This is a genomic window from Bradyrhizobium elkanii WSM2783, from assembly GCF_000472865.1.
GTDB lineage: Bacteria > Pseudomonadota > Alphaproteobacteria > Rhizobiales > Xanthobacteraceae > Bradyrhizobium > Bradyrhizobium elkanii_A.
The window spans coordinates 13,663-34,344 of record NZ_AXAP01000048.1; the positions used below are offsets into that span (position 1 = coordinate 13,663).

The window sequence follows — 20,682 nt, forward strand, 5'->3', positions numbered from 1 at the left end:
TCCCATTCTGGTGCATCGCATTGATAGCGCGGAAAATCACGTTGGCAACAAAAAGCCCCTGCGACTGTGTCGCAGGAGCTTTGCGTGCTTAACCTTGGGTAACTGCGGGAGACTTTTACCCGCCGACGTCAGCGCTGATGACGTCGCCGAACAGCTCCCATTTGTCGCCCTTGAACTTCATGAGCTGAAGCGAGCTGATCGGAGCAAAGTCGTTTGGTCCGGTGTTGATCTTGATGCCGGGCAGCAGGACTTCGGTACGGAAATCCTTCAGGCTCGCCGCTTGCTTCATGACGTTCTCGCGCGTCAGGTTGTCACCACACTGCTTCAGCACCTGAACCAGCGTCTGCGCCACGCCGTAGCCGACCACGGTACCGCCGTCGAGCTTGTCGCCTTCCGGAAAATCCTTGGCCATGAAGGCATAGAATTCCTTCATGCCGGGATCGTTGTCCCACTGCTTGTCGGAGGCGTCCTTGAGGTAGGCGGCGGAGATGATGTCCTGGGCGTTCTCGAAGCCGGCGGGCTTGAGCACGCTGCCGACAGACGCCGAGACGTTATTGAGGAAGTGCAGCGGCTTCCAGCCGATCTCGGCGTTCTTCTTGATCGCCTGCGCCGCAAATTTCGGCGTGGTGATATTGATGAAGATGTCGGCGCCGGTGGCCTTGAGCTTGACCAGATGCGAATCGATCGACGGCTCGGAGGTCTCGTAGCTCTCCTCCATCACGATCATGCTCGCGGCCTTGGAGCCGAGCCCGTCCCTCAGGCCCTTTAGATAGTCCTTGCCGTAGTCGTCGTTCTGGAAGAGCACCGCGATCTTGGCGTCGGGATGGTTCTTCAGGATGTACTTGGCGTAGATCTGGGTCTCACTCTGATAGCTGGGCTGCCAGCCCATGGTCCACGGGAAGTTCTGCGGGTCGTTCCACTTGGTGGCGCCGGTGGCGACGAAGAGCTGCGGCACCTTCTTCGAGTTCATGTATTTCTGGATCGCGGTGTTCGACGGCGTGCCGAGCGAGTTGAAGATGAGCAGCACCTCGTCGCTCTCGACCAGCTTGCGCGCCTGCTCGACCGCCTTCGGTGGCGAATAGGCGTCGTCATAGGAGACGAAATTGATCTTGCGGCCATTGATGCCGCCGGCGTCGTTGATCTTCTTGAAGTAGGCGGCCTCGGTGCGTCCGATCACGCCGTAGGCGGAGGCCGGTCCGCTGTAGGGCATGATGTTGCCGACCTTGATCTCGGTATCCGATGCGCCGGGGTCGTATTTCTTCTGTGCCGTCGCAGTGCCGGCAGTGGCCGCGAACAAGCCGAACGCCGTCGAAAGAATCGCAAGTTTTTTGATAACGGACATTCCGTCTCTCTCCCTCTTGGATGACATCGATGCTGTGTCATGGCCTTCTTGATGCGAAAGCTCTTGGTGTTGACCGTATCGATTACCATTTTGCCGACAAGGCCTCAACAAAAAGCCCCCGCGACAGAGTCGCGGGGGCTTTCAACGGCTGATGCCGCCGCAGCTCCATCAATGCCCGAGCGCGCCGCTCATGATGTCTCCGAACAACTCCCACTTGTCTCCCTTGAAGCGCATCATCTGCAGTTGCTTGATGGGCGCGAAGTCGGTCGGCGACGTGTTGATGGTGATGCCGGGCAGCAGCGTGTCGGGCGCAAACTCCCTCAGGCTCGCGGCCTGCTTCATGATGTTGGCACGGGTGAGATCGTCGCCGCACATCTGCAGCACCTTCACCATGGTTTGCGCCGCGCCATAGCCATAGACCGCCGCGTCATCGCGCCGATCGGCTTGCGGATAATATTCCTGCAGGAACGCGAAGAAGCGCTTCATGCCGGGATCGTTGTCCCATTGCGGGTCGGCGCCATCCTTGGCATAGGCCGCCGATAGGACGCCCTGCACATTCTCAAAGCCGGCCGGCTTCATCGCGCCGCCGACGGAAGCGGAGACATTGGACACGATCTGCAGCGGCTTCCAGTTCAATTCCGCGACGTTCTTCATCGCCTGAGCTGCGAATCTCGGCATGGCGACGTTGAGAAGGACGTCGACGCCGGCGGCCTTCAGCTTGGCGATGTGGCTCTCCATCGACGGCTCTGAGGTCTCGTAGCTCTCTTCGGTGACGATCATCGCCGCCTTCTCGCCGAATCCGTCCCTCAAGCCTCTGAGGTAGTCCTTGCCGAAATCGTCGTTCTGATAGAGCACGCCGACCTTGGCGTCCGGCCTCTCCTTCATGATGTATTTGGCATAGATGCGCGCCTCGCTCTGGTAGTTCGGCTGCCAGCCCATGGTCCACGGAAACTCTTTTGGCTGGTCCCACTTGCTGGCGCCGGAGGCGACGAAGAGCTGCGGCACTCCCTTGCCGTTCATGTATTTCTGGATCGCGAGGTTGGTGACCGTGCCGAGCGAGTTGAAGATCAGAAGCACTTTATCGCTCTCCACGAGCTTGCGCGCCTGCTCCACCGTCTTCGACGGGTTGTAGCCGTCGTCGTAGCTGAGAAAAACGATCTTGCGACCGTTGATGCCGCCCTCGGCGTTGACCTTGTTGAAATAGGCCGCCTCGGTCTTGCCGATCACGCCATAGCCGGAAGCCGGTCCGCTATAGGGCATGATGTTGCCTATTTTGATCTCGGTATCGCTGGCGCCGGTATCGTACTTTTTCTGGGCGAGCGCACCGCCGGTGCTGGCGGCGATCAGGACGAGCACGGCTGAAAGGGCAGTCAATCGCAAGCGGACGGCAGTCATTCGTTTCCTTCATCCTTGAGATCATGATCCGATTAGACGGAATCGGATCATGAACTCATCTCTTGTTTGAGCATGATCTTTTCGGAAAACCGGTTCCCACTTTTCCGGATCATGCTGTGGTGGATGCGTTTCTTGGAACTCCCACGGCGGGCATTGAATGCGGTTCTCGCGCCGTCCGTCAACAAAAAGCCCCGCGGCTTGCACCGCGGGGCTTTGCGCTGGTCTCTTGCACTGCACAACCCTAGTCGGCGGGAACGTCGCCGCTGATGATCTCGCCGAACAGTTCCCACTTTTGTCCCTTGAAGCGCATCATCTGAAGCTGGCTGATCGGGGCAAAGTCGGTGGCGCTGGTGTTGATCTTGACGCCGGGCAGCAGCGTGTCCGGCGTAAAATCCTTCAGGCTCGCCGCCTGCTTCATGACGTTGGCGCGCGTGAGGTTGTCACCGCACATCTCCAGCACCTTCGCCAGGGTTTGTGCAGCGCCGTAGCCGTAAACCAGGGCGCTCTCGGTCTTGTCGGCGCCCGGCATGTACTTGTCGAGGAATTCATTCCACTTCTTCATGCCGGGATCGTTGTTCCATTGCTGGTCGCTGCCGTCCTTGGCGTAGGCGGCCGAGAGCACGCCCTGGGCGTTATCAAATCCCGCCGGCTGCATCACGCTGCCGACCGAGATCGAGACGTTGGCAACGATCTGCAGCGGCTTCCAGCCGAGTTCGGCGGTCTTCTTGATGGTCTGGGCGGCGAATTTCGGCGTGGCATAGATCAGCAGCACGTCCGGGTTGGCGGCCTTGATCTTGACGATGTGGGAATCGATCGTCGGCTCGGAGATCTCGTAGCTTTCCTCGAGGATGATCATCGAGGCGCCCTTGGCGCCGAGGCCGTCCTTGGTGCCTTTGAGGTAATCCTTACCGAAATCGTCGTTCTGATAGAGGATCGCGACCTTGGCGTCCGGCTTCTCCTTCATCAGCCATTTCGCGTAGATCTGCGCTTCGCTCTGGTAGCTCGGCTGCCAGCCTATGGTCCACGGGAAGTTCTTCGGATCGTTCCACTTGGTCGCGCCGGTGGCGACGAACAGTTGCGGGATCTTCTTGGAGTTGAGGTATTTCTGGATCGCGGTGTTCGAGGGCGTGCCGAGCGGGTTGAAGACGACAAGGACTTCGTCGCTCTCGACCAGCTTGCGCACCTGCTCCACCGCCTTCGGCGGCGAGTAGGCGTCGTCGTAGGTGATGAAATTGACCTTGCGGCCGTTGATGCCGCCCCGATCGTTGATCATCCGGAAATAGGCGGCCTCGGTCTTGCCGATGCTGCCATAGGCGGACGCAGGTCCGCTATAAGGGATGATGTTTCCGATCTTGATCTCGGTGTCGGAGGCGCCGGTATCGTATGTCTTCTGGGCGAAGGCACTGCCGGAAGCGACAGCACAAGCGACGACCGCCGCCGAAAGCACGGCGGTCCGTAGTTTGAAGGGCATCGTCTCTCCTAAAGTCTCTTTTTTGGTTCTTCAGTTCTTCTTGAGTTTCGCCGCCAGTTGCTGGGCAATGAGGGCGACCTGCCGGGCGCCATGCGGCACCAGGTAGATGACGAGGAACAGGAGCACGCCGAACACGGCGCCAGAGAGACCCTTGGAAATGCCTTCCGCAATGTTAGGCACGAAGATGATGAAGGCGGAGCCGACGATCGAACCCGGCAGCCAGCCGACGCCGCCGACCACCATGCCGACGAACAGAGAGATCGCGAGCGTGATGGTGTAGCCGTCGGGCGCCACGAACTGCACCGCGATCGCGCCCAGGCCGCCGGCGATGCCGGTGATGCCGGCGCTGACGCCGAAGGCCAGCGTCTTGTACAGCGCGACGTTAACGCCCATGGCGGAGGCCGCGATCTCGTTGTCGCGGATCGACATCAGGGCGCGGCCCGAGCGCGAGCGGAGCAGGTTCACCGAGGCGACATAGATCCCGATCGAGACCGCCAGTGTGAAGTAATAGAGCCACATGTCCTGCGACAGCGGCAGGCCGAATGGCGCATCCGGCTTGGTCACCACCAGGCCTTGCACGCCGCCGGTCCAGTGCTCGAGGAAGCCAAGCTTGAGGAGCTGAGGCATGGCGAGCGCCAGAGCAAAGGTCGCGAGTGCGAGGTAGATGCCCGACAGCCGCAGCGCCGGCTGGCCGAACAGGAAACCCGCCCCGAAGCAGACGACGCCCGCGACCGGCAGGGTCAGCGCGTAGTTGACGTTGAAGTGCTCCATCAGGATCGCCGTGGTATAGGCACCGATGGCGTAGAACGCGCTCTGGCCGAGCGAGAACTGGCCCGAGCCGCCGGTCAGGATGTTGAGCGCCAGCACCGCGAGCCCGTAGATCAGGAGCATCGTCATCTGGAAGATGATGAAGTTCTTGACGAACAGGGGAGTCAGGATCAGGGCCGCCAGCACCACCAGCGAGGTGCCGTAGCCGAGCGTCATGGCGCGCTTCGGAACCGCCTCGACGGCCGGGGCTTCGGTTACAACTTCTTCAGCCGCGCTCATGATCAGACTCGCTTCACGATGGGCCGGCCAAACAGCCCGGCCGGTTTGACGACCAACACGGTGATAATCAGCGCAAGGGCGATCGGCAGCTTGAGCTCGTTGCCGACGCCTGGAATGTAGGTGCCGGCAAGGTTCTCGAACACGCCGACCAGGAAGCCGCCGATCACGGCGCCGAGCGGCGAGCTAAGGCCGCCGAGCACCGCGGAGGCGAAACCGTAGATCAGGACGCCGCCCATCATGTTCGGCTCGAGGAACACCACCGGCGCGATCAGCATGCCGGCGATCGCGCCGATGGCGGCGGCCATGCCCCAGCCGAGCGCGATCATCCATGAGGTGTTGATGCCGACCAGCCGCGCCGATTCAGGCAGTGAGGCGGCCGCCCGCATCGCAAGGCCAATGCGGGTGAACTGGAAGAAGAAATAGAGCCCGGCGAGCAGCAGCAGGGTGACGCCGACCATGCCGGCCTGGTGGGTCGAGATCAGCTGGCTGCCAAGGAACGGCGAGGAGCCGAACGGCGTCGGATATTGCTTGATGGTGAAATCCCAGATCAGGCCGGCGACCGAGTTGACGATCGCAAACAGGGCGATGAAGCCGGCGACGTTGGTCAGGACCGGCGCCTTCGCCAAGGGCTTGAACAGCAGCCGCTCGATCAGGATGCCGCCGGCGAAGGAAAGGATGACGGTGAGGATGAAGGCCCACCAATAGGGCACGCCCCATTGCATCATCTGCCAGGACATGAAGGTCGAGAACATCGCCATTTCGCCTTGCGCGAAATTGAGATGGTCGATCGCCTGGTAGATCATCACGACGGCGAGCGCCATGCAGGCGTAGATCGCGCCGGTGGCGATGCCGGCCAGGACTTGGTTGGCAAAAAGCTCCATGGTCCTCGCTCCCTCAGTAACCCAGATAGGATTTACGGACGTCTTCGTTGTTGGCGACGTCCTTGGCGTTGCCGGACATCACGATGCGTCCGGTTTCGATCACATAGGCCTGGTCGGCGAGCTCGAGGGCGAGCTGCGCATTCTGCTCGACCACCAGGATGGTGACCTTGTCCTCGCGGTTGATCTTGCCGAGAATGCGGAACAGGTCGCGGACCACCAGCGGCGCCAGGCCGAACGACGGCTCGTCCAGCAGCATCAGCCGCGGCCGCAGCATCAGCGCGCGCGCGACCGCGAGCATCTGCTGCTCGCCGCCCGACAGCGTGCCGGCCTGCTGGGTATGGCGCTGCTTGAGCACCGGGAAGTGGTCGTACATGCGCTCGATGTCGGCGACGATGTTCTTCTTGTCGCCGCGCGTGATGGCGCCAAGCTGCAGGTTCTCCTCCACCGTCATGTTGGTGAAGGTGCCGCGCCCCTGCGGCACATGGGCGATGCCGAGGCGGACCACGTTCTCGGTCGAACGATTACCGATCGGCTTGCCCTCGAATTCGATCGCGCCGGTCGAGCGCACCATGTTGCAGATCGCCCGCAGCGTGGTGGTCTTGCCGGCGCCGTTGGCCCCGAGCAGCGTGGTGAGCGAACCTTCGTTCAGCGAGAAGCTGAGGCCGTGAAGCGCCTGAACCTGGCCGTAATAGGCGCGCAGATCCTTGACGTTGAGCATCATCGTCATTGGTCCTTGCTCCCGAGATAGGCCTTGATGACGTCGGGATCGGCCTGGACCTGGCTAGGGGTTCCCTCGGCGAGCTTGCGGCCGAAATTGAGCGCGACGACATGGTCGGCGGTCGACATCACCATGCCCATGTGGTGCTCGACCAGGAGCACGGTGATCTTGCGCTCGTCGCGGATCTTGCGGACGAGGTCGCCGAGCACATAGACCTCTTCATGGTTGAGGCCGCCGGCCGGCTCGTCCAGCAAGAGGATCTTCGGATCGGCCGCGAGCGCGCGCGCCAGTTCAACGCGCTTCTGGGTGCCGAACGGCAGGCCCGAAACGATGCTGTGCACGACGTCCTCGAGGTCGAGATAGGCCAGGATCTCGTGCACCTTCTTGTTGACCGAAGCCTCGCTGCGCCTGATCCAGGCGAGCTTGAGGGAGTCGCTGATGATGTCGCTGGAGGTGCGCGCGTGGGTGCCGACGCGGACATTGTCGAGCACCGAGAGATTGGGAAACAGCGCGACGTTCTGGAAGGTGCGACCGATGCCGATCTCGGCGATCTTGTGCGGCGGGCGGCTGAGGATGCTCGCGCCTTCCATCAGGATGTCGCCGGAGCTCGGCTGATAGAGCCGGGAGAGGCAATTGAAGAGCGTCGTCTTGCCGGCGCCGTTCGGTCCGATCAGTCCCAGGATCTGGCCCTGATGCATGTCGAAGGAGACGCCGTTCAACGCGACGATGCCGCCGAACACGACGCTGACGTCGCGAACCGCGAGCAGTGGCGCATGACCCTGCGCGAGTTGTGCCTGCGTCATCTCGTCTCGCCCGCCCGCTTGAGAGGGCGGAGAGCGCCGCGCGAGCGATCGCGCCGGCGATGAAGAAGGCTGTCAGATGCCCTCGGCCACACGTGCAACTTTCCCTCCTAGTCTCGACTTTTTGCTTTCAACTTTTCTGGATTGCGGCGCTACCCCACCAAGCGCCTGCTCGATGTTCCTTACCATCGCGACAAGGCGAGGTCCAATATCGTTGAGCAACCGGTCTTCCGTAAAGCGGAATGCCGGCGCGCCGCAGTTGAATGCATACGGACCGGTTCCGTCATTGAGCTGCAATGCCACGCCGACAGCGTGAACATCGTCCTGCCATTCACCAGCAGAAATTGCAAAGCCACGCTTCGCTACCAATTCGCCCGAGCGCTCGATGCCATCGCGCATCTTCGGCCAGCGGCTGCCATAGTGGTCGCGAAGCTCACGCAGCAGAGCGGTACGCTCATCGTCCGGCAGCGCCCAGATATAGGCGCGTCCCATCGCGGTGGTCGCTATTGGTATCCGCGAACCGACATCGAGCTGAACGCCGAGCGTCAGTCCGTTCCGGCTTTGCCCGAAATAGATCATGCTGAGCCGATCGCGCCCGCCGACCGCGACCGCACCGCCGGTCGCACGCATCACGTCCTCGCGATAGGGTTCGGACAAATGCCGGACACCGAGATTGGCGAGCGCGGCATAACCCAGCGCCATGGCAGAGGGCGTGAGCTGGTACTTCTCGAAACGCGGAACGGGTGTAAGGTAACCAAGCTTGGTCAACGTATAGGTCAGCCGCGAAACGGTAGGCTTCGGCAAATTGGTGCGGGCCGCAATCTCCTGATTGCCGAGAAGCCCGTCATTGGGACGGAATGCGCGCAGGACTTCCAATCCACGGGAAAGCGCGACCACAAAATTGCGGTCGGTCGCCGCCTTCTTTCCTGAACGTTTCATTCCCCGCCACTTTGTCGATCTCGTTGACAAGGGACGTGCTTCAAAATAACCCTCCGTGTCAAGATGTGGAATTTAATTTCGCAGTGCGAAATTAGCTACTAGACGCAAGAACCGCAACAACGCCTTGCAAAAGAACACACCGCAAAAGAACACAGCATCCAAGGAGAGCCTCGTGAGCGAAGTCGTAAAACTCGAGCGGCATGACATCATTGGCATCGTCACGGTTAACAATCCTCCGGTCAACGCGCTGAGTGCCGCAGTACGCGGCGGCATCCTGGAATGCATCAAGAGCGCGATTGCCGATGCCGAAGTGAAGGCGATCGTGCTGACCTGCGCCGGCCGCACCTTCATCGCCGGTGCCGACATCACCGAATTCGGCAAGCCGCCGAAGCCGCCCGGCCTCAACGAGGTGCTGGAGGCGATGGAGAATTCACCGAAGCCGATCGTTGCCGCGATCCACGGCACCGCGCTCGGCGGCGGCCTCGAAGTCGCTCTGGCATGCCACTATCGCGTGGCCACCAAGGACGCCCGGCTCGGCTTGCCTGAAGTGAAGCTCGGCCTGCTGCCCGGCGCCGGCGGCACCCAGCGGCTGCCGCGCGCGGTCGGACCGGAGCTTGCGGTCAAGATGATCGTCGGCGGCGATCCGATCGGCGCCGCGGAAGCGCTGAAGAACGGCTTGATCGAAGAGATCGTCGAGGGACCGGCCGCCGGCGGCGAAGCCTTCGCACTCAAGGTGCTGGCGGAGAAGCGCCCATTGCGCAAGTTGCGCGACGACGACTCCAAGCTCGCCGCGGCCAAGGCCGACCGTTCGATCTTCACCAATGCGGTCGCCGCGCTGACCAAGCGCGCACGCGGCCTGGAAGCGCCGTTCGCCGCAGCCGACGCGGTCGGCGCCGCGATCGACCTGCCCTTCGATGAAGGCCTGAAGAAGGAGCGCGAGACCTTCCTGAAACTGGTGGCGAGCGACCAGTCCAAAGCGCAGCGCTATGCCTTCTTCGCCGAGCGCGAGGCCGCGAAGATCGCAGGCGTGCCTGATGGCACCAAGCCGCGCAACGTCGCGCGCGTCGCCATCATCGGCGCCGGCACCATGGGCGGCGGCATCGCGATGTCGTTTGCCAATGCCGGCATCCCCGTGACGCTGATCGAGACCGGTGAGGAACAGCTCAAGCGCGGCCTCGGCGTGATGCAGAAGAACTATGAAGCGACCGCTGCGCGCGGCGGCATCCCGGCGGATGCACCCGCCAAGCGGATGGCGCTGATATCAGGCGTGGTCGGCCTGGAAAACGTCAAGGATGCTGACCTCGTCATCGAGGCGGTGTTCGAGACCATGGCGGTCAAGAAGGAAGTGTTCGGCAAGCTCGATCAATATGCCAAGCCGGGCGCCGTGCTGGCCTCCAACACGTCCTACTTGAACATCGACGAGATCGCCAAGGAGACCAAGCGGCCGCAGGACGTGCTGGGCATGCACTTCTTCTCGCCCGCGAACGTCATGAAGCTGTGCGAGATCGTGCGCGCCGAGAAGACCGCGCCCGACGCGCTGGTCACGGCGGTTTCGATTGCGCGCAAGATTGCGAAAGTTCCGGCCGTGGTCGGCGTCTGCGACGGCTTCGTCGGCAACCGCATGCTGGCCCAGCGCGGCAAGCAGGCGGAAAAGCTGTTGTTCGAGGGCGCGCTGCCGCAGCAGGTCGACGCTGTCGTTACGAAATTCGGCATGCCGATGGGGCCGTTCGCGATGGGCGACCTCGCCGGCCTCGACATCGGCTGGCGCTCGCGCAAGGACCGCGGCATCAAGTCGGAGATCGCCGACGCGCTGTGCGAAGCCGGCCGCTTCGGCCAGAAAACGGGCAAGGGCTATTACAAATATGAGGCGGGCTCGCGGGCGCCCCTGCCCGATCCGGAAGTCGAGAAGCTGATCGACGAGACGCTGGCGCGCCTCGGCCGCAAGAAGCGCGTCGTCAGCGACGACGAGATCCTCGAGCGCATGATGTACCCGATGATCAATGAGGGCGCGCGCATCCTGGAGGAAGGCATCGCCGCGCGGCCTTCCGACATCGACGTGGTCTGGCTCTATGGCTATGGCTGGCCGATCTATCGCGGCGGCCCGATGTTCTGGGCCGACACCGTGGGTCTGAAGCATATCGCCGATCGGCTCTCCTTCTATGCCAAGGAGACCAACGATCCCTCGCTGGAGCCGGCGCCGCTGCTCAAGCGCCTTGCCGACGAAGGCAAGACGTTTGCTTCGCTCGCCGCGCCGTCGAAGGCGGCTTGATGATCGGCTGTTGCCACTTGTCATTCCGGGACACGCGCAAGCGTGGACCCGGAATCCATTTCTCCGCCTGCACATGTGGCCCGATGGATTCCGGGTTCGTCCTTCGGACGCCCCGGAATGACGGCCGCTAGGTTTTTGCGCTGAGCATCATGACCCATCCCGGCGAACAGTTTTATCCGAAGGGCGTGCGTTGGGACGATCCGATCGCGCGCGGCACGTTGCCTGATTTGCTCTCCACGGCCGCGGCGGCCTACGGCCCGCGGACGGTGATCGAATTCCGCGACCGGCCGATCAGCTATGCGGAGCTGGAAGCCCTGGTCGAAACCGCGGCTTCCGCGTTCCTGCGGGCCGGCTACGGCAAGAACACCTCGGTGGCGCTGTTCCTCGGCAACACGCCCGACCATCCCATCAACTTCTTCGGCGCGCTGAAGGCGGGTGCCCGCGTCGTGCATCTGTCGCCGCTCGACGGCGAGATCGCGCTCTCGCACAAGCTCTCGGATTCCGGCGCGCGCATCCTCATCACCAGCAACCTCTCGGCACTGCTGCCGACCGCGCTGAAGTTCCTTGACAAGGGCCTGCTCGACCGGCTGATCGTCTGCGAGGACGATCATTGGGGCAAGATCGGCACCCCGCAGACGGCGCTACCTGACAATCCCGCCATCATCACCTACCGCCAGTTCATCGACGGCGCGACCAGGCCGGCCAAATGGCCCGAGGTCAGCGCCGACGACGTCGCGCTGCTGCAATATACCGGCGGCACCACGGGCCTGCCGAAGGGCGCGATGTTGAGCCACGGCAATCTGACTGCGGCGGTGTCGATCTATGAGGTCTGGGGCAAGGCGGCCCGCGCGGAGCGCGATGCGATCGAGCGCGTGATCTGCGTGCTGCCGCTGTTCCACATCTATGCGCTGACGGTCGTGCTGCTGTCCTCGATCCGGCACGGCCATCTGATCTCGCTGCACCAGCGCTTCGACGTCCAGGCCGTGATGCGCGACATCGAGGAGAAGCGCGCCACCGTGTTCCCGGGCGTGCCCACGATGTGGATTGCAATCGCCGCCCTGCCCGATCTCGACAAGCGCGACCTGTCGTCGCTGGTGAGCTGCGGCTCCGGCGGCGCGCCGCTGCCGGTGGAGGTAGCAAAGATCTTCGAGCGCCGGGTCGGCATGAAGCTGCGCAGCGGCTGGGGCATGACCGAGACCTGCTCGCCGGGCACCGGCCACGTCAAGGAAGGGCCGGATAAGCCGGGCTCGATCGGCCTGATGCTGCCGGGCATCGAGCTCGACGTGGTCTCGCTGGATGATCCGAAGCAGGTGCTGCCCGTCGGCGAAGTCGGCGAAATCCGTATTCGCGGCCCGAATGTCACAAAGGGCTACTGGAACCGGCCCAAGGAAACCGCCGAAGCGTTTGTCGGCGACCGCTTCCTCACCGGCGACATCGGCTACATGGACGCGGACGGCTATTTCTATCTGGTCGACCGCAAGAAGGACATGATCATCTCCGGCGGCTTCAATGTCTATCCGCAGATGATCGAGCAGGCGATCTATACGCATCCGTCAGTGCAGGAAGTGATCGTGATCGGCATCCCCGACGACTACCGGGGCGAGGCTGCGAAAGCCTTCATCAAGCTGCGCGACGGCGCGGCGCCGTTCACGATCGACGATCTGCGCGTCTTTCTCACCGGCAAGCTCGGCAAGCATGAACTGCCGGCCGCACTCGAATTCGTCGAGGAATTGCCGCGAACGTCGGTCGGAAAACTCTCCCGTCACGAACTGCGCCAGCAGAAGGCCGCTCCGGGCAGCGCAGCCAAACAACAACCAGAAACCGCAACAGGAGGTCGTTCATGACCGACGCCGTTATCGTCTCCACCGCCCGCACGCCAATCGGCAAGGCCTATCGCGGCGCGCTCAACGTCACCGAAGGCGCAACCCTGCTTGGACACGCGATCGGCGAGGCAGTCGCCCGTGCCAAGGTCGACCCGAAGGAGGTCGAGGACGTCGTGATGGGCGCAGCCCTGCAGCAGGGCGCAACCGGCGGCAACATCGCACGCAAGGCGCTGCTCCGCGCCGGCCTTCCCGTCACTGTCGCCGGCACCACCATTGACCGGCAATGCGCCTCCGGCCTGCAGGCGATTGCGCTTGCCGCGCGCTCGGTGCTGTTCGACGGCGTCGAGATCGCGGTCGGCGGCGGCGGTGAATCGATCAGCCTGGTGCAGAACGACAAGATCAATACGTTTCACGCCCAGGACCCGGCGCTGTTGAAGATCAAGGGCGAGGTCTACATGCCCATGATCGACACCGCCGAAGTAGTCGCCAAACGCTACAACATCTCGCGCGAAAAGCAGGACGAATATTCGCTCGAGAGCCAGCGCCGCACCGCGGCCGCCCAGCAGGGCGGCAAGTTCAAGGACGAGCTGGCGCCGATCACCACCCAGATGGCGGTGACCGACAAGGCGACCGGCGCGGTCTCGTTCAAGGAGGTGACGCTGTCGCAGGATGAGGGTCCGCGGCCCGAGACCACGGCCGAAGGCCTTGCCGGCCTGAAGCCGGTGCGCGGCGAAGGTTTCACCATCACCGCCGGTAATGCCAGCCAGCTTTCCGATGGCGCCAGCGCAACGGTGATCATGAGCGACAAGGAAGCGGCCAAGCGCGGCCTGAAGCCGCTCGGCATCTTCCGCGGTTTCGTTTCCGCCGGCTGCGAGCCCGACGAGATGGGAATCGGGCCGGTCTTCGCCGTGCCGCGCCTGCTCAAGCGCCATGGCCTGAAGGTCGAGGACATCGACCTCTGGGAGCTCAACGAGGCCTTCGCGGTGCAGGTGCTCTATTGCCGCGACAAGCTCGGCATCGATCCCGATAAGCTCAACGTCAATGGCGGCGCGATCGCGGTCGGCCATCCCTACGGCATGTCGGGCGCGCGGCTGACCGGCCACGCCTTGATCGAAGGCCGCCGCCGCAAGGCAAAATATGCGGTCGTCACCATGTGCGTCGGTGGCGGCATGGGTGCGGCCGGTTTGTTCGAGGTGGTGCACTAAGCCTGCCGTCCCGGCGAAGGCCGGGACCCATACCGCGTGATCTCGCTTTGGGGCCTCGCTGGTAGATAGCTTAAGTCCACTACAAAGGCCGGGGGTTATGGGTCCCCGCCTTCGCGGGGACGACGAACGAGAAACACAAAGCAGAAATAGTTCATTTGCTCACAAGGAGGATCCGATGGATCTCGCTTTCACCAAGGAAGAAGTGGCGTTTCGCGAGGAAGTGCGGGCGTTCTTCAGGGACAATGTGCCGCCGGACACGCGGAGGAAGATGCAGGAGGGCCGCCATCTCTCCAAGGACGAGATGGTCACCTGGTGGCGCATCCTGAACAAGAAGGGCTGGGGCGTATCGCACTGGCCGAAGGAATATGGCGGCACCGGCTGGACGTCGGTGCAGCACTACATCTTCAACGAGGAACTGCAGTCCTATCCGGCGCCGCAGCCGCTCGCCTTCGGCGTCAGCATGGTCGGCCCGGTCATCTACACCTTCGGCAACGAGGCGCAGAAGAAGCAGTATTTGCCGCGCATCGCCAATGTCGACGACTGGTGGTGCCAGGGCTTCTCGGAGCCGGGCTCGGGTTCGGACCTCGCCTCGCTCCGCACCAAGGCCGAGCGCAAGGGCGACAAGTGGATCATCAACGGCCAAAAGACCTGGACCACGCTGGCGCAGCATGCCGACATGATCTTCTGCCTGTGCCGCACCGATCCTAGCGCCAAGAAGCAGATGGGCATCTCCTTCATCGTGTTCAGCATGAAGTCGAAGGGGGTCACGGTTCGGCCGATCCAGACCATCGACGGCGGCCATGAGGTCAACGAAGTGTTCTTCGACAATGTCGAGGTCCCGATCGAGAACCTGATCGGCGAGGAGAACAAGGGCTGGGATTACGCCAAGTTCCTGCTCGGCAACGAGCGCACCGGCATTGCGCGGGTCGGCGTCTCCAAGGAGCGGCTGCGCCGCATCAAGGAGCTCGCCTCCAAGGTCGAATCCGGTGGCCGGCCGGTGATCCAGGATCCCGCGTTCCGCGAGAGACTGTCAGCCTGCGAGATCGAGCTGAAGGCCCTGGAACTGACGCAGCTTCGCGTCGTCGCCGACGAAGGCAAGCATGGCAAGGGCAAGCCCAACCCGGCATCGTCCGTGCTCAAGATCAAGGGCTCGGAGATCCAGCAAACCACGACGGAACTCCTGATGGAAGTGATCGGCCCGTTCGCCGCACCTTATGACGTGCATGGCGACGACGGTTCAAACGAGGCCATGGATTGGACCGCCCAGATCGCGCCGAGCTACTTCAACAATCGCAAGGTCTCGATCTACGGCGGCTCCAACGAGATCCAGCGCAACATCATCGCCAAGGCGGTGCTGGGGCTTTGAGTTGACGGCTCTTACCGTCACACACACTGGCGTCATGGCCGGGCTTGACCCGGCCATCCACGCGGTGGTGCAGACAGAGCAAGAGCGTGGATGCCCGGGACAAGCCCGGGCATGACGGAGAATTTCCGATAATCCTGAGAGAGCAAGAACATGGATTTTGATTTGTCCGAGGAGCAGCGGCTTCTCAAGGAAAGCATCGACGGTCTGCTGACGGATTCCTACGATTTCGAGCAGCGCAAGAAATACATGAAGGAGAAGGGCGGCTGGAGCAAAGCCGTCTGGAGCAAGCTCGCCGAGCAGGGCCTGCTCGGCCTGCCCTTCACTGAGGCCGACGGCGGGTTCGGCGCCGGCGGGGTCGAGACCATGATCGTGATGGAAGCGCTCGGCAAAGCGCTCGTGCTCGAGCCTTATCTGGCGACCGTGGTGATCGGCGGCGGCTTCCTGCGCCATGGCGGCTCGGCCGAGCAGAAGGCCGCGCACATTCCCGGCATCATCGACGGCAGCAAGACGCTCGCGTTCGCGCAGCTCGAGAAGAACTCGCGTTACGACCTGTTCGACGTCACCACGACCGCGAAGAAGAAGGGCGCCGGTTGGGTCATCGACGGCGAGAAGTTCGTCGTCCTCAACGGCGAGAACGCCGACACGCTGATCGTGACCGCGCGCACCAAGGGCGAGCGGCGCGACAGAAACGGGATCGGCGTGTTCCTGGTGCCCGCCGATGCCAAGGGCATCAGCAAGAAGGGCTATCCGACCCAGGACGGCCTGCACGCCGCCGACATCAGCTTCACCGGCGTCGAAGTCGGCAGCGATGCCGCGATCGGCAATCCCGAGGATGCGCTTGATCTGATCGAGCGCGTGGTCGACGAAGCCCGCATCGCGCTGTGCGCGGAGGCGGTCGGCGCGATGGATGAATCGCTCAAGGAGACCGTCGAGTACATCAAGACGCGCAAGCAGTTCGGCGTCGCGATCGGTTCGTTCCAGAGCCTGCAGCACCGTGCGTCCGACATGTTCGTCGCGGCCGAGCAGGCCCGCTCGATGTCGATGTTCGCGACCATGGCCGGCGACTTCGAGGATGCCAAGGAGCGCGCGAGCGCAATCGCGGCGGCCAAGGTGCAGATCGGCAAGTCGCTGAAGTTCGTCGGCCAGCAGTCGATTCAGCTCCATGGCGGCATCGGCATGACGATGGAGGCCAAGATCGGCCACTACTTCAAGCGCCTGACCATGATCGAGAACACCTTTGGCGACACCGAGTATCACCTGCGCCGCGTCGCAGACGCGGGCGGGTTGATTTAGCTGCTCGCCATTGCGAGCCCGTAAGCCGCATAATGGTCGTCATGCCCAGGCTTGTCCCGGGCATCCACGTCTTGGCGGCGAAGGAAGAGCGTGGATGGCCGGGTCAAGCCCGGCCATGACGGTGTGGGAAAATGCGAACAAAACAGAAGAGGGAATAACATAACAATGAAGAACACCCCATTCGATCTCACCGGAAAAGTTGCCGTCATCACCGGCTCGAGCCGCGGCATCGGCCGCGCCTCCGCCGAACTGCTGGCAAAGCTCGGCGCCAAGGTGGTGATCTCCTCGCGCAAGGCGGACGCCTGCCAGGAAGTGGCTGACGGCATCAATGCGGCCGGCGGCGATGCGCATGTGATCCCCTGCAACATCTCGCGCCGCGAGGAGGTGGAGGCGCTGATCTCCGGCGCAACCAAACATTACGGCAAGATCGACATCCTCGTCTGCAACGCCGCGGTGAACCCCTATTACGGCCCGCTGCTCGACATCAAGGACGAGGCGTTCGACAAGATCATGGGCAGCAACGTCAAGAGCAACATCTGGCTCTGCGCGCTGGCAATCCCGCAGATGGCCGAGCGCGGCAATGGCTCGGTCGTAATCATCTCGTCCATCGGCGGATTGCGCGGCTCGACCGTGATCGGCGCCTACGGCATCTCGAAGGCGGCCGACTTCGCGCTCTGCCGCAGCTTGGCCGGCGAATGGGGACCAAAAGGCGTGCGCGTCAATTGCGTCGCGCCGGGGCTGGTCAAGACCGATTTCGCCCGCGCGCTCTGGGAAGACGCGGAGCTTTTGAAACGGCGCACCGCCACCACCCCGCTCCGTCGCATCGGCGAACCCGACGAGATCGCCGGCGCGGTCGCCTATCTCGCCTCCGACGCCTCCACCTTCATGACCGGCCAGACCATCGTCATCGACGGCGGCGTCACCACGGCAGCGGTGTAGCTTCGTCTCCCTCTCCCCGTTCTTCACGGGGAGAGGGTTGGGGTGAGGGGCTGCCTCCACAAATTCTGAACACCGTGAATGCGGCGCGTCCCCTCACCCCGCGCTGCGCGCCGACCTCTCCCCGCGAGAGCGGGGCGAGGTCGAGCGGGCGGCATATTGACCTTCCCGCGCCAATCCGCTCCCTTGGCGCAAACCATCACCTCCGGGAAGGAGCGCCATGTCCTTTGTGCTGGCCATCGATCAGGGCACCACGTCCTCGCGCGCCATTGTGTTCCGCAGCGATATTTCCATCGCGGCGGTGGCGCAGCAGGAGTTTCCGCAGCATTTCCCGGCCTCCGGCTGGGTCGAGCATGAGCCGGAGGACATCTGGACCTCGACCATCGCCACCTGCCGCAATGCGCTGGAGAAGGCCGATCTCAAAGCGAAAGACATCGCCGCGATCGGCATTACGAACCAGCGCGAGACCACTGTCGTGTGGGACCGCGCCACGGGCCAGGCCGTGCACCGCGCCATCGTCTGGCAGGACCGTCGCACCGCAGATTTCTGCGCCAGACTGAAGGCCGAAGGCCACGAGCCCGTGATCTCGGCCAAGACCGGATTGATCATCGACCCTTATTTCTCGGGGACAAAAGTCGCCTGGATCCTCGACGGCGTGCCCGGCGCGCGAGAGCGCGCCGAGCGCGGCGAACTGCTGTTCGGCACCGTCGATTGCTATCTGCTCTGGCGGCTCACCGGCGGCAAGGTGCACGCAACCGACGCCACCAACGCCTCGCGCACCCTGCTGTTCAACATCCACACCGGCGAATGGGACGACGAGCTCTTGAAAATCCTCGGCGTGCCCCGCTCGATGCTGCCAGAGGTGAAGGACTCGTCGGCGAAATTCGGCGACAGCGTGCCCGACCTGTTCGGCGGCAGCATCGCCATCGCAGGCATCGCCGGCGACCAGCAAGCTGCGACCATCGGGCAGGCCTGTTTCGAGCCCGGCATGATCAAGTCGACCTATGGCACCGGCTGCTTTGCACTGCTCAACACCGGCACCACGCCGGTGAAATCGAAGAACAAGCTGCTGACCACGATAGCCTACCAGCTCGGCGGCAAACGCACCTACGCGCTGGAAGGCTCGATCTTCGTCGCCGGAAGCGCAGTGCAATGGCTGCGCGACGGGCTCGGTATCATCAAGCAGGCCGCCGAGACCGGGCCGCTCGCCGACAAATCCGACTCGATGCAGAGCGTCTATCTGGTGCCGGCCTTTGTCGGCATGGGCGCGCCCTACTGGAATCCGCGTGTGCGCGGCGCGCTGTTCGGCCTCACCCGCAACACCGGCCCGGCCGAGCTCGCGCATGCCGCGCTGGAAAGCGTCTGCTACCAGACCTACGACCTCTGGGCCGCGATGCGCGCCGACTGGCCTGACGCAACCGCGGCCAACATCGTGCTCCGCGTCGACGGCGGCATGACCGCTTCCGACTGGACCATGCAGCGATTGGCCGATCTGCTCGACGCCCCGGTCGACCGCCCGATGATCCAGGAGACCACGGCGTTAGGAGCCGCCTATCTCGCGGGCCTGCAGGCTGGCGTCTATCCCGAGCCGACGAAATTCGCCGACAACTGGCGATTGGAGCACCGATTCAAGCCCGCGATGAGCCAGGCGACGCGCGAGCGGAAGCTGGCGGGCTGGGCGCGCGCGGTGAAGGGCGTGCTCGCGAGCGACGAGGGGGAGTGATGCGCTGTTGATCGCCAGCGCCACATTCTCCGTCATGCCCGGGCAAAAGCGCGAAGCGCGTCTTCGCGCAGATATCCCGGGCATCCACGTCTTGGCGGCAACGAGAACGTGGATGGCCGGGACAAGCCCATGACGAATGGAGAGATCGCTAATTCGCCATCATCCGCTGCGGCAACCACGTCGCGAGCAGCGGGAAGGCGATCAGGATCACGAGCCGGATCAGGTCGGTGACGACGAAGGGGATCACGCCCTTGAAGATCGTGGAGAAGGAGACGTCCTTCACCACGCTCTTGATCACGAACACGTTCATGCCGACAGGCGGATGGATCAGGCCGAGCTCGACGGTCATCACGATGATGACGCCGAACCAGATCGGATCGAAGCCGAGATGCATGATCACCGGGAAGATGATCGGCACGGTCAGGATGATCATCGCCATGGCGTCCATCAGGCAGCCGAGCACGAGATACATCACCATGATGACGGCGAGGATGCCGTAGCTGCCGAGCCCGAGGCCGGTGAGGAATTCGGTGACCTTTTGCGGGGTCTGCGTCACCGTCAGGAAATAGCCGAAGATCAGCGCGCCGATCAGCACGGTGAACACCGCGGCCGCGGTGCGCGTCGCCTGCAGCAGCGAATTGAGGATCTTCTCCTTGTCCAACCGTCCGGTGAGAATGCCGATCAGGAATGCGCCGGTGGCGCCGACGCCGCCGGCTTCCGTCGGCGTGAAGCGCGGCAGGAACGGCAGGCCGTAGAGGCCGCCGATGACAAAGATAAAGAGCAGCACCGGCGCCCAGATGTCGCGCAGGCCGGCGAAGCGCTCGCGCCAGGAAATCCGCTTCCCCGTCGGCAGGAAGCCGGGCCTGATATAGCCGATCAACGCGATGGTGATCATATACATGGTCATCGCGAGCAGGCCCGGGATGATGCCGGCGATGAAGAGTTTACCGATGTCCTGCTCAGTGATGATGCCGTAGACCGCAAGCACCGTCGACGGCGGCAGCATCGCGCCGAGCGTGCCGCCCGCCGCGATCACGCCGGTGGCAAAAGATTGCGGGTAGCCGAAGCGGCGCATCTCCGGATACGCGACAGCCGAGAACGTCGCGGCGGTCGCGACCGAGGAGCCAGAGATCGCGGCGAAGCCGCCGCAAGCGGCGACGGTGGCGATGCCGAGCCCGCCGCGGAGATGGCCGACAAAACCGTTGGCCGCCCCGAACAATTCGCGGCTCATGCCGGAATTGCTGACAAAGGTCCCCATCAGGAGGAACATCGGGATGACGCCGAAGGTATAGTCGGTCACCGTACGCATCGAGGTCTGGCCGACGAGTTTCAGCGCCGGCGTGGCGCCGACCAGATAGCTGAAGCCGCAGACGCCGACGAGGCCCATCGCCATGCCGACCGGCACGCGGAGCAGCATCAGCGCGAACAGCGCGACAAAGCCGATGATGGCGACGGCGTCGGTGCTCATCGGCGC

General features: G+C 63.3%; 16 protein-coding genes. 7 read left to right on the forward strand and 9 right to left on the reverse strand.

Annotated features, from left to right (window positions below; genetic code table 11):
- Positions 1-115: 115 nt before the first annotated feature.
- The 8 genes from YY7_RS0131765 to YY7_RS0131800 form a co-directional block, all read right to left on the reverse strand.
- Positions 116-1,342, reverse strand: a complete 1,227-nt coding sequence (locus tag YY7_RS0131765) for an ABC transporter substrate-binding protein (RefSeq protein ID WP_028166746.1) — start codon at positions 1,340-1,342, stop codon at positions 116-118.
- Positions 1,343-1,510: 168 nt separating this feature from the next.
- Positions 1,511-2,737 carry an ABC transporter substrate-binding protein gene (locus tag YY7_RS0131770; protein WP_028166747.1) on the reverse strand — a complete coding sequence of 409 codons (1,227 nt, stop codon included), beginning with the start codon at positions 2,735-2,737 and terminating at the stop codon, positions 1,511-1,513.
- Between the two features lie 241 nt (positions 2,738-2,978).
- Positions 2,979-4,208 (reverse strand): ABC transporter substrate-binding protein, encoded by a 1,230-nt coding sequence (locus YY7_RS0131775; protein WP_028166748.1) that lies wholly within the window; start codon positions 4,206-4,208, stop codon positions 2,979-2,981.
- 30 nt (positions 4,209-4,238) lie between these two features.
- On the reverse strand, positions 4,239-5,255 hold the full coding sequence (locus YY7_RS0131780; RefSeq protein WP_028166749.1) for a branched-chain amino acid ABC transporter permease: 1,017 nt from the start codon (positions 5,253-5,255) through the stop codon (positions 4,239-4,241).
- 2 nt (positions 5,256-5,257) lie between these two features.
- Positions 5,258-6,136: a branched-chain amino acid ABC transporter permease gene (locus YY7_RS0131785; protein ID WP_028166750.1), complete on the reverse strand. Its 879-nt coding sequence runs from the start codon at positions 6,134-6,136 to the stop codon at positions 5,258-5,260.
- A gap of 13 nt (positions 6,137-6,149) precedes the next feature.
- Positions 6,150-6,863 carry an ABC transporter ATP-binding protein gene (locus YY7_RS0131790; protein ID WP_028166751.1) on the reverse strand — a complete coding sequence of 238 codons (714 nt, stop codon included), beginning with the start codon at positions 6,861-6,863 and terminating at the stop codon, positions 6,150-6,152.
- Positions 6,860-7,657: an ABC transporter ATP-binding protein gene (locus tag YY7_RS0131795; RefSeq protein WP_028166752.1), complete on the reverse strand. Its 798-nt coding sequence runs from the start codon at positions 7,655-7,657 to the stop codon at positions 6,860-6,862. Before YY7_RS0131795 ends, YY7_RS0131790 begins: the two co-directional genes overlap by 4 nt.
- Positions 7,658-7,729: 72 nt before the next feature.
- Complete coding sequence (locus YY7_RS0131800; protein ID WP_028166753.1) at positions 7,730-8,593, reverse strand: IclR family transcriptional regulator; 864 nt, start codon at positions 8,591-8,593, stop codon at positions 7,730-7,732.
- 172 nt (positions 8,594-8,765) lie between these two features.
- Between YY7_RS0131800 and YY7_RS0131805 the strand changes: the two genes are divergently transcribed.
- From YY7_RS0131805 to glpK, 7 genes are all read left to right on the forward strand, one after another.
- Positions 8,766-10,862 carry a 3-hydroxyacyl-CoA dehydrogenase NAD-binding domain-containing protein gene (locus YY7_RS0131805; RefSeq protein WP_028166754.1) on the forward strand — a complete coding sequence of 699 codons (2,097 nt, stop codon included), beginning with the start codon at positions 8,766-8,768 and terminating at the stop codon, positions 10,860-10,862.
- 149 nt (positions 10,863-11,011) lie between these two features.
- Positions 11,012-12,706 carry a dicarboxylate--CoA ligase PimA gene (gene pimA, locus YY7_RS0131810; protein ID WP_028166755.1) on the forward strand — a complete coding sequence of 565 codons (1,695 nt, stop codon included), beginning with the start codon at positions 11,012-11,014 and terminating at the stop codon, positions 12,704-12,706.
- Positions 12,703-13,890: an acetyl-CoA C-acyltransferase gene (locus tag YY7_RS0131815; protein ID WP_028166756.1), complete on the forward strand. Its 1,188-nt coding sequence runs from the start codon at positions 12,703-12,705 to the stop codon at positions 13,888-13,890. Before pimA ends, YY7_RS0131815 begins: the two co-directional genes overlap by 4 nt.
- A 175-nt stretch (positions 13,891-14,065) precedes the next feature.
- A complete protein-coding gene (gene pimC, locus YY7_RS0131820) occupies positions 14,066-15,256 on the forward strand; it encodes a pimeloyl-CoA dehydrogenase large subunit (RefSeq protein ID WP_028166757.1) in 1,191 nt (396 codons plus the stop codon).
- 150 nt (positions 15,257-15,406) lie between these two features.
- The gene (gene pimD, locus YY7_RS0131825; RefSeq protein WP_028166758.1) at positions 15,407-16,549 is read left to right on the forward strand and encodes a pimeloyl-CoA dehydrogenase small subunit; all 1,143 of its coding nucleotides are present in this window, start codon (positions 15,407-15,409) and stop codon (positions 16,547-16,549) included.
- 165 nt (positions 16,550-16,714) lie between these two features.
- A complete protein-coding gene (locus YY7_RS0131830) occupies positions 16,715-17,488 on the forward strand; it encodes an SDR family NAD(P)-dependent oxidoreductase (protein WP_028166759.1) in 774 nt (257 codons plus the stop codon).
- 217 nt (positions 17,489-17,705) lie between these two features.
- Positions 17,706-19,208, forward strand: a complete 1,503-nt coding sequence (gene glpK, locus YY7_RS0131835; protein WP_028166760.1) for a glycerol kinase GlpK — start codon at positions 17,706-17,708, stop codon at positions 19,206-19,208.
- Between the two features lie 148 nt (positions 19,209-19,356).
- Here the strand turns inward: glpK and YY7_RS0131840 are convergent, their stop codons facing one another.
- Positions 19,357-20,676: a TRAP transporter large permease gene (locus tag YY7_RS0131840; protein WP_028166761.1), complete on the reverse strand. Its 1,320-nt coding sequence runs from the start codon at positions 20,674-20,676 to the stop codon at positions 19,357-19,359.
- Positions 20,677-20,682 lie beyond the last annotated feature (6 nt).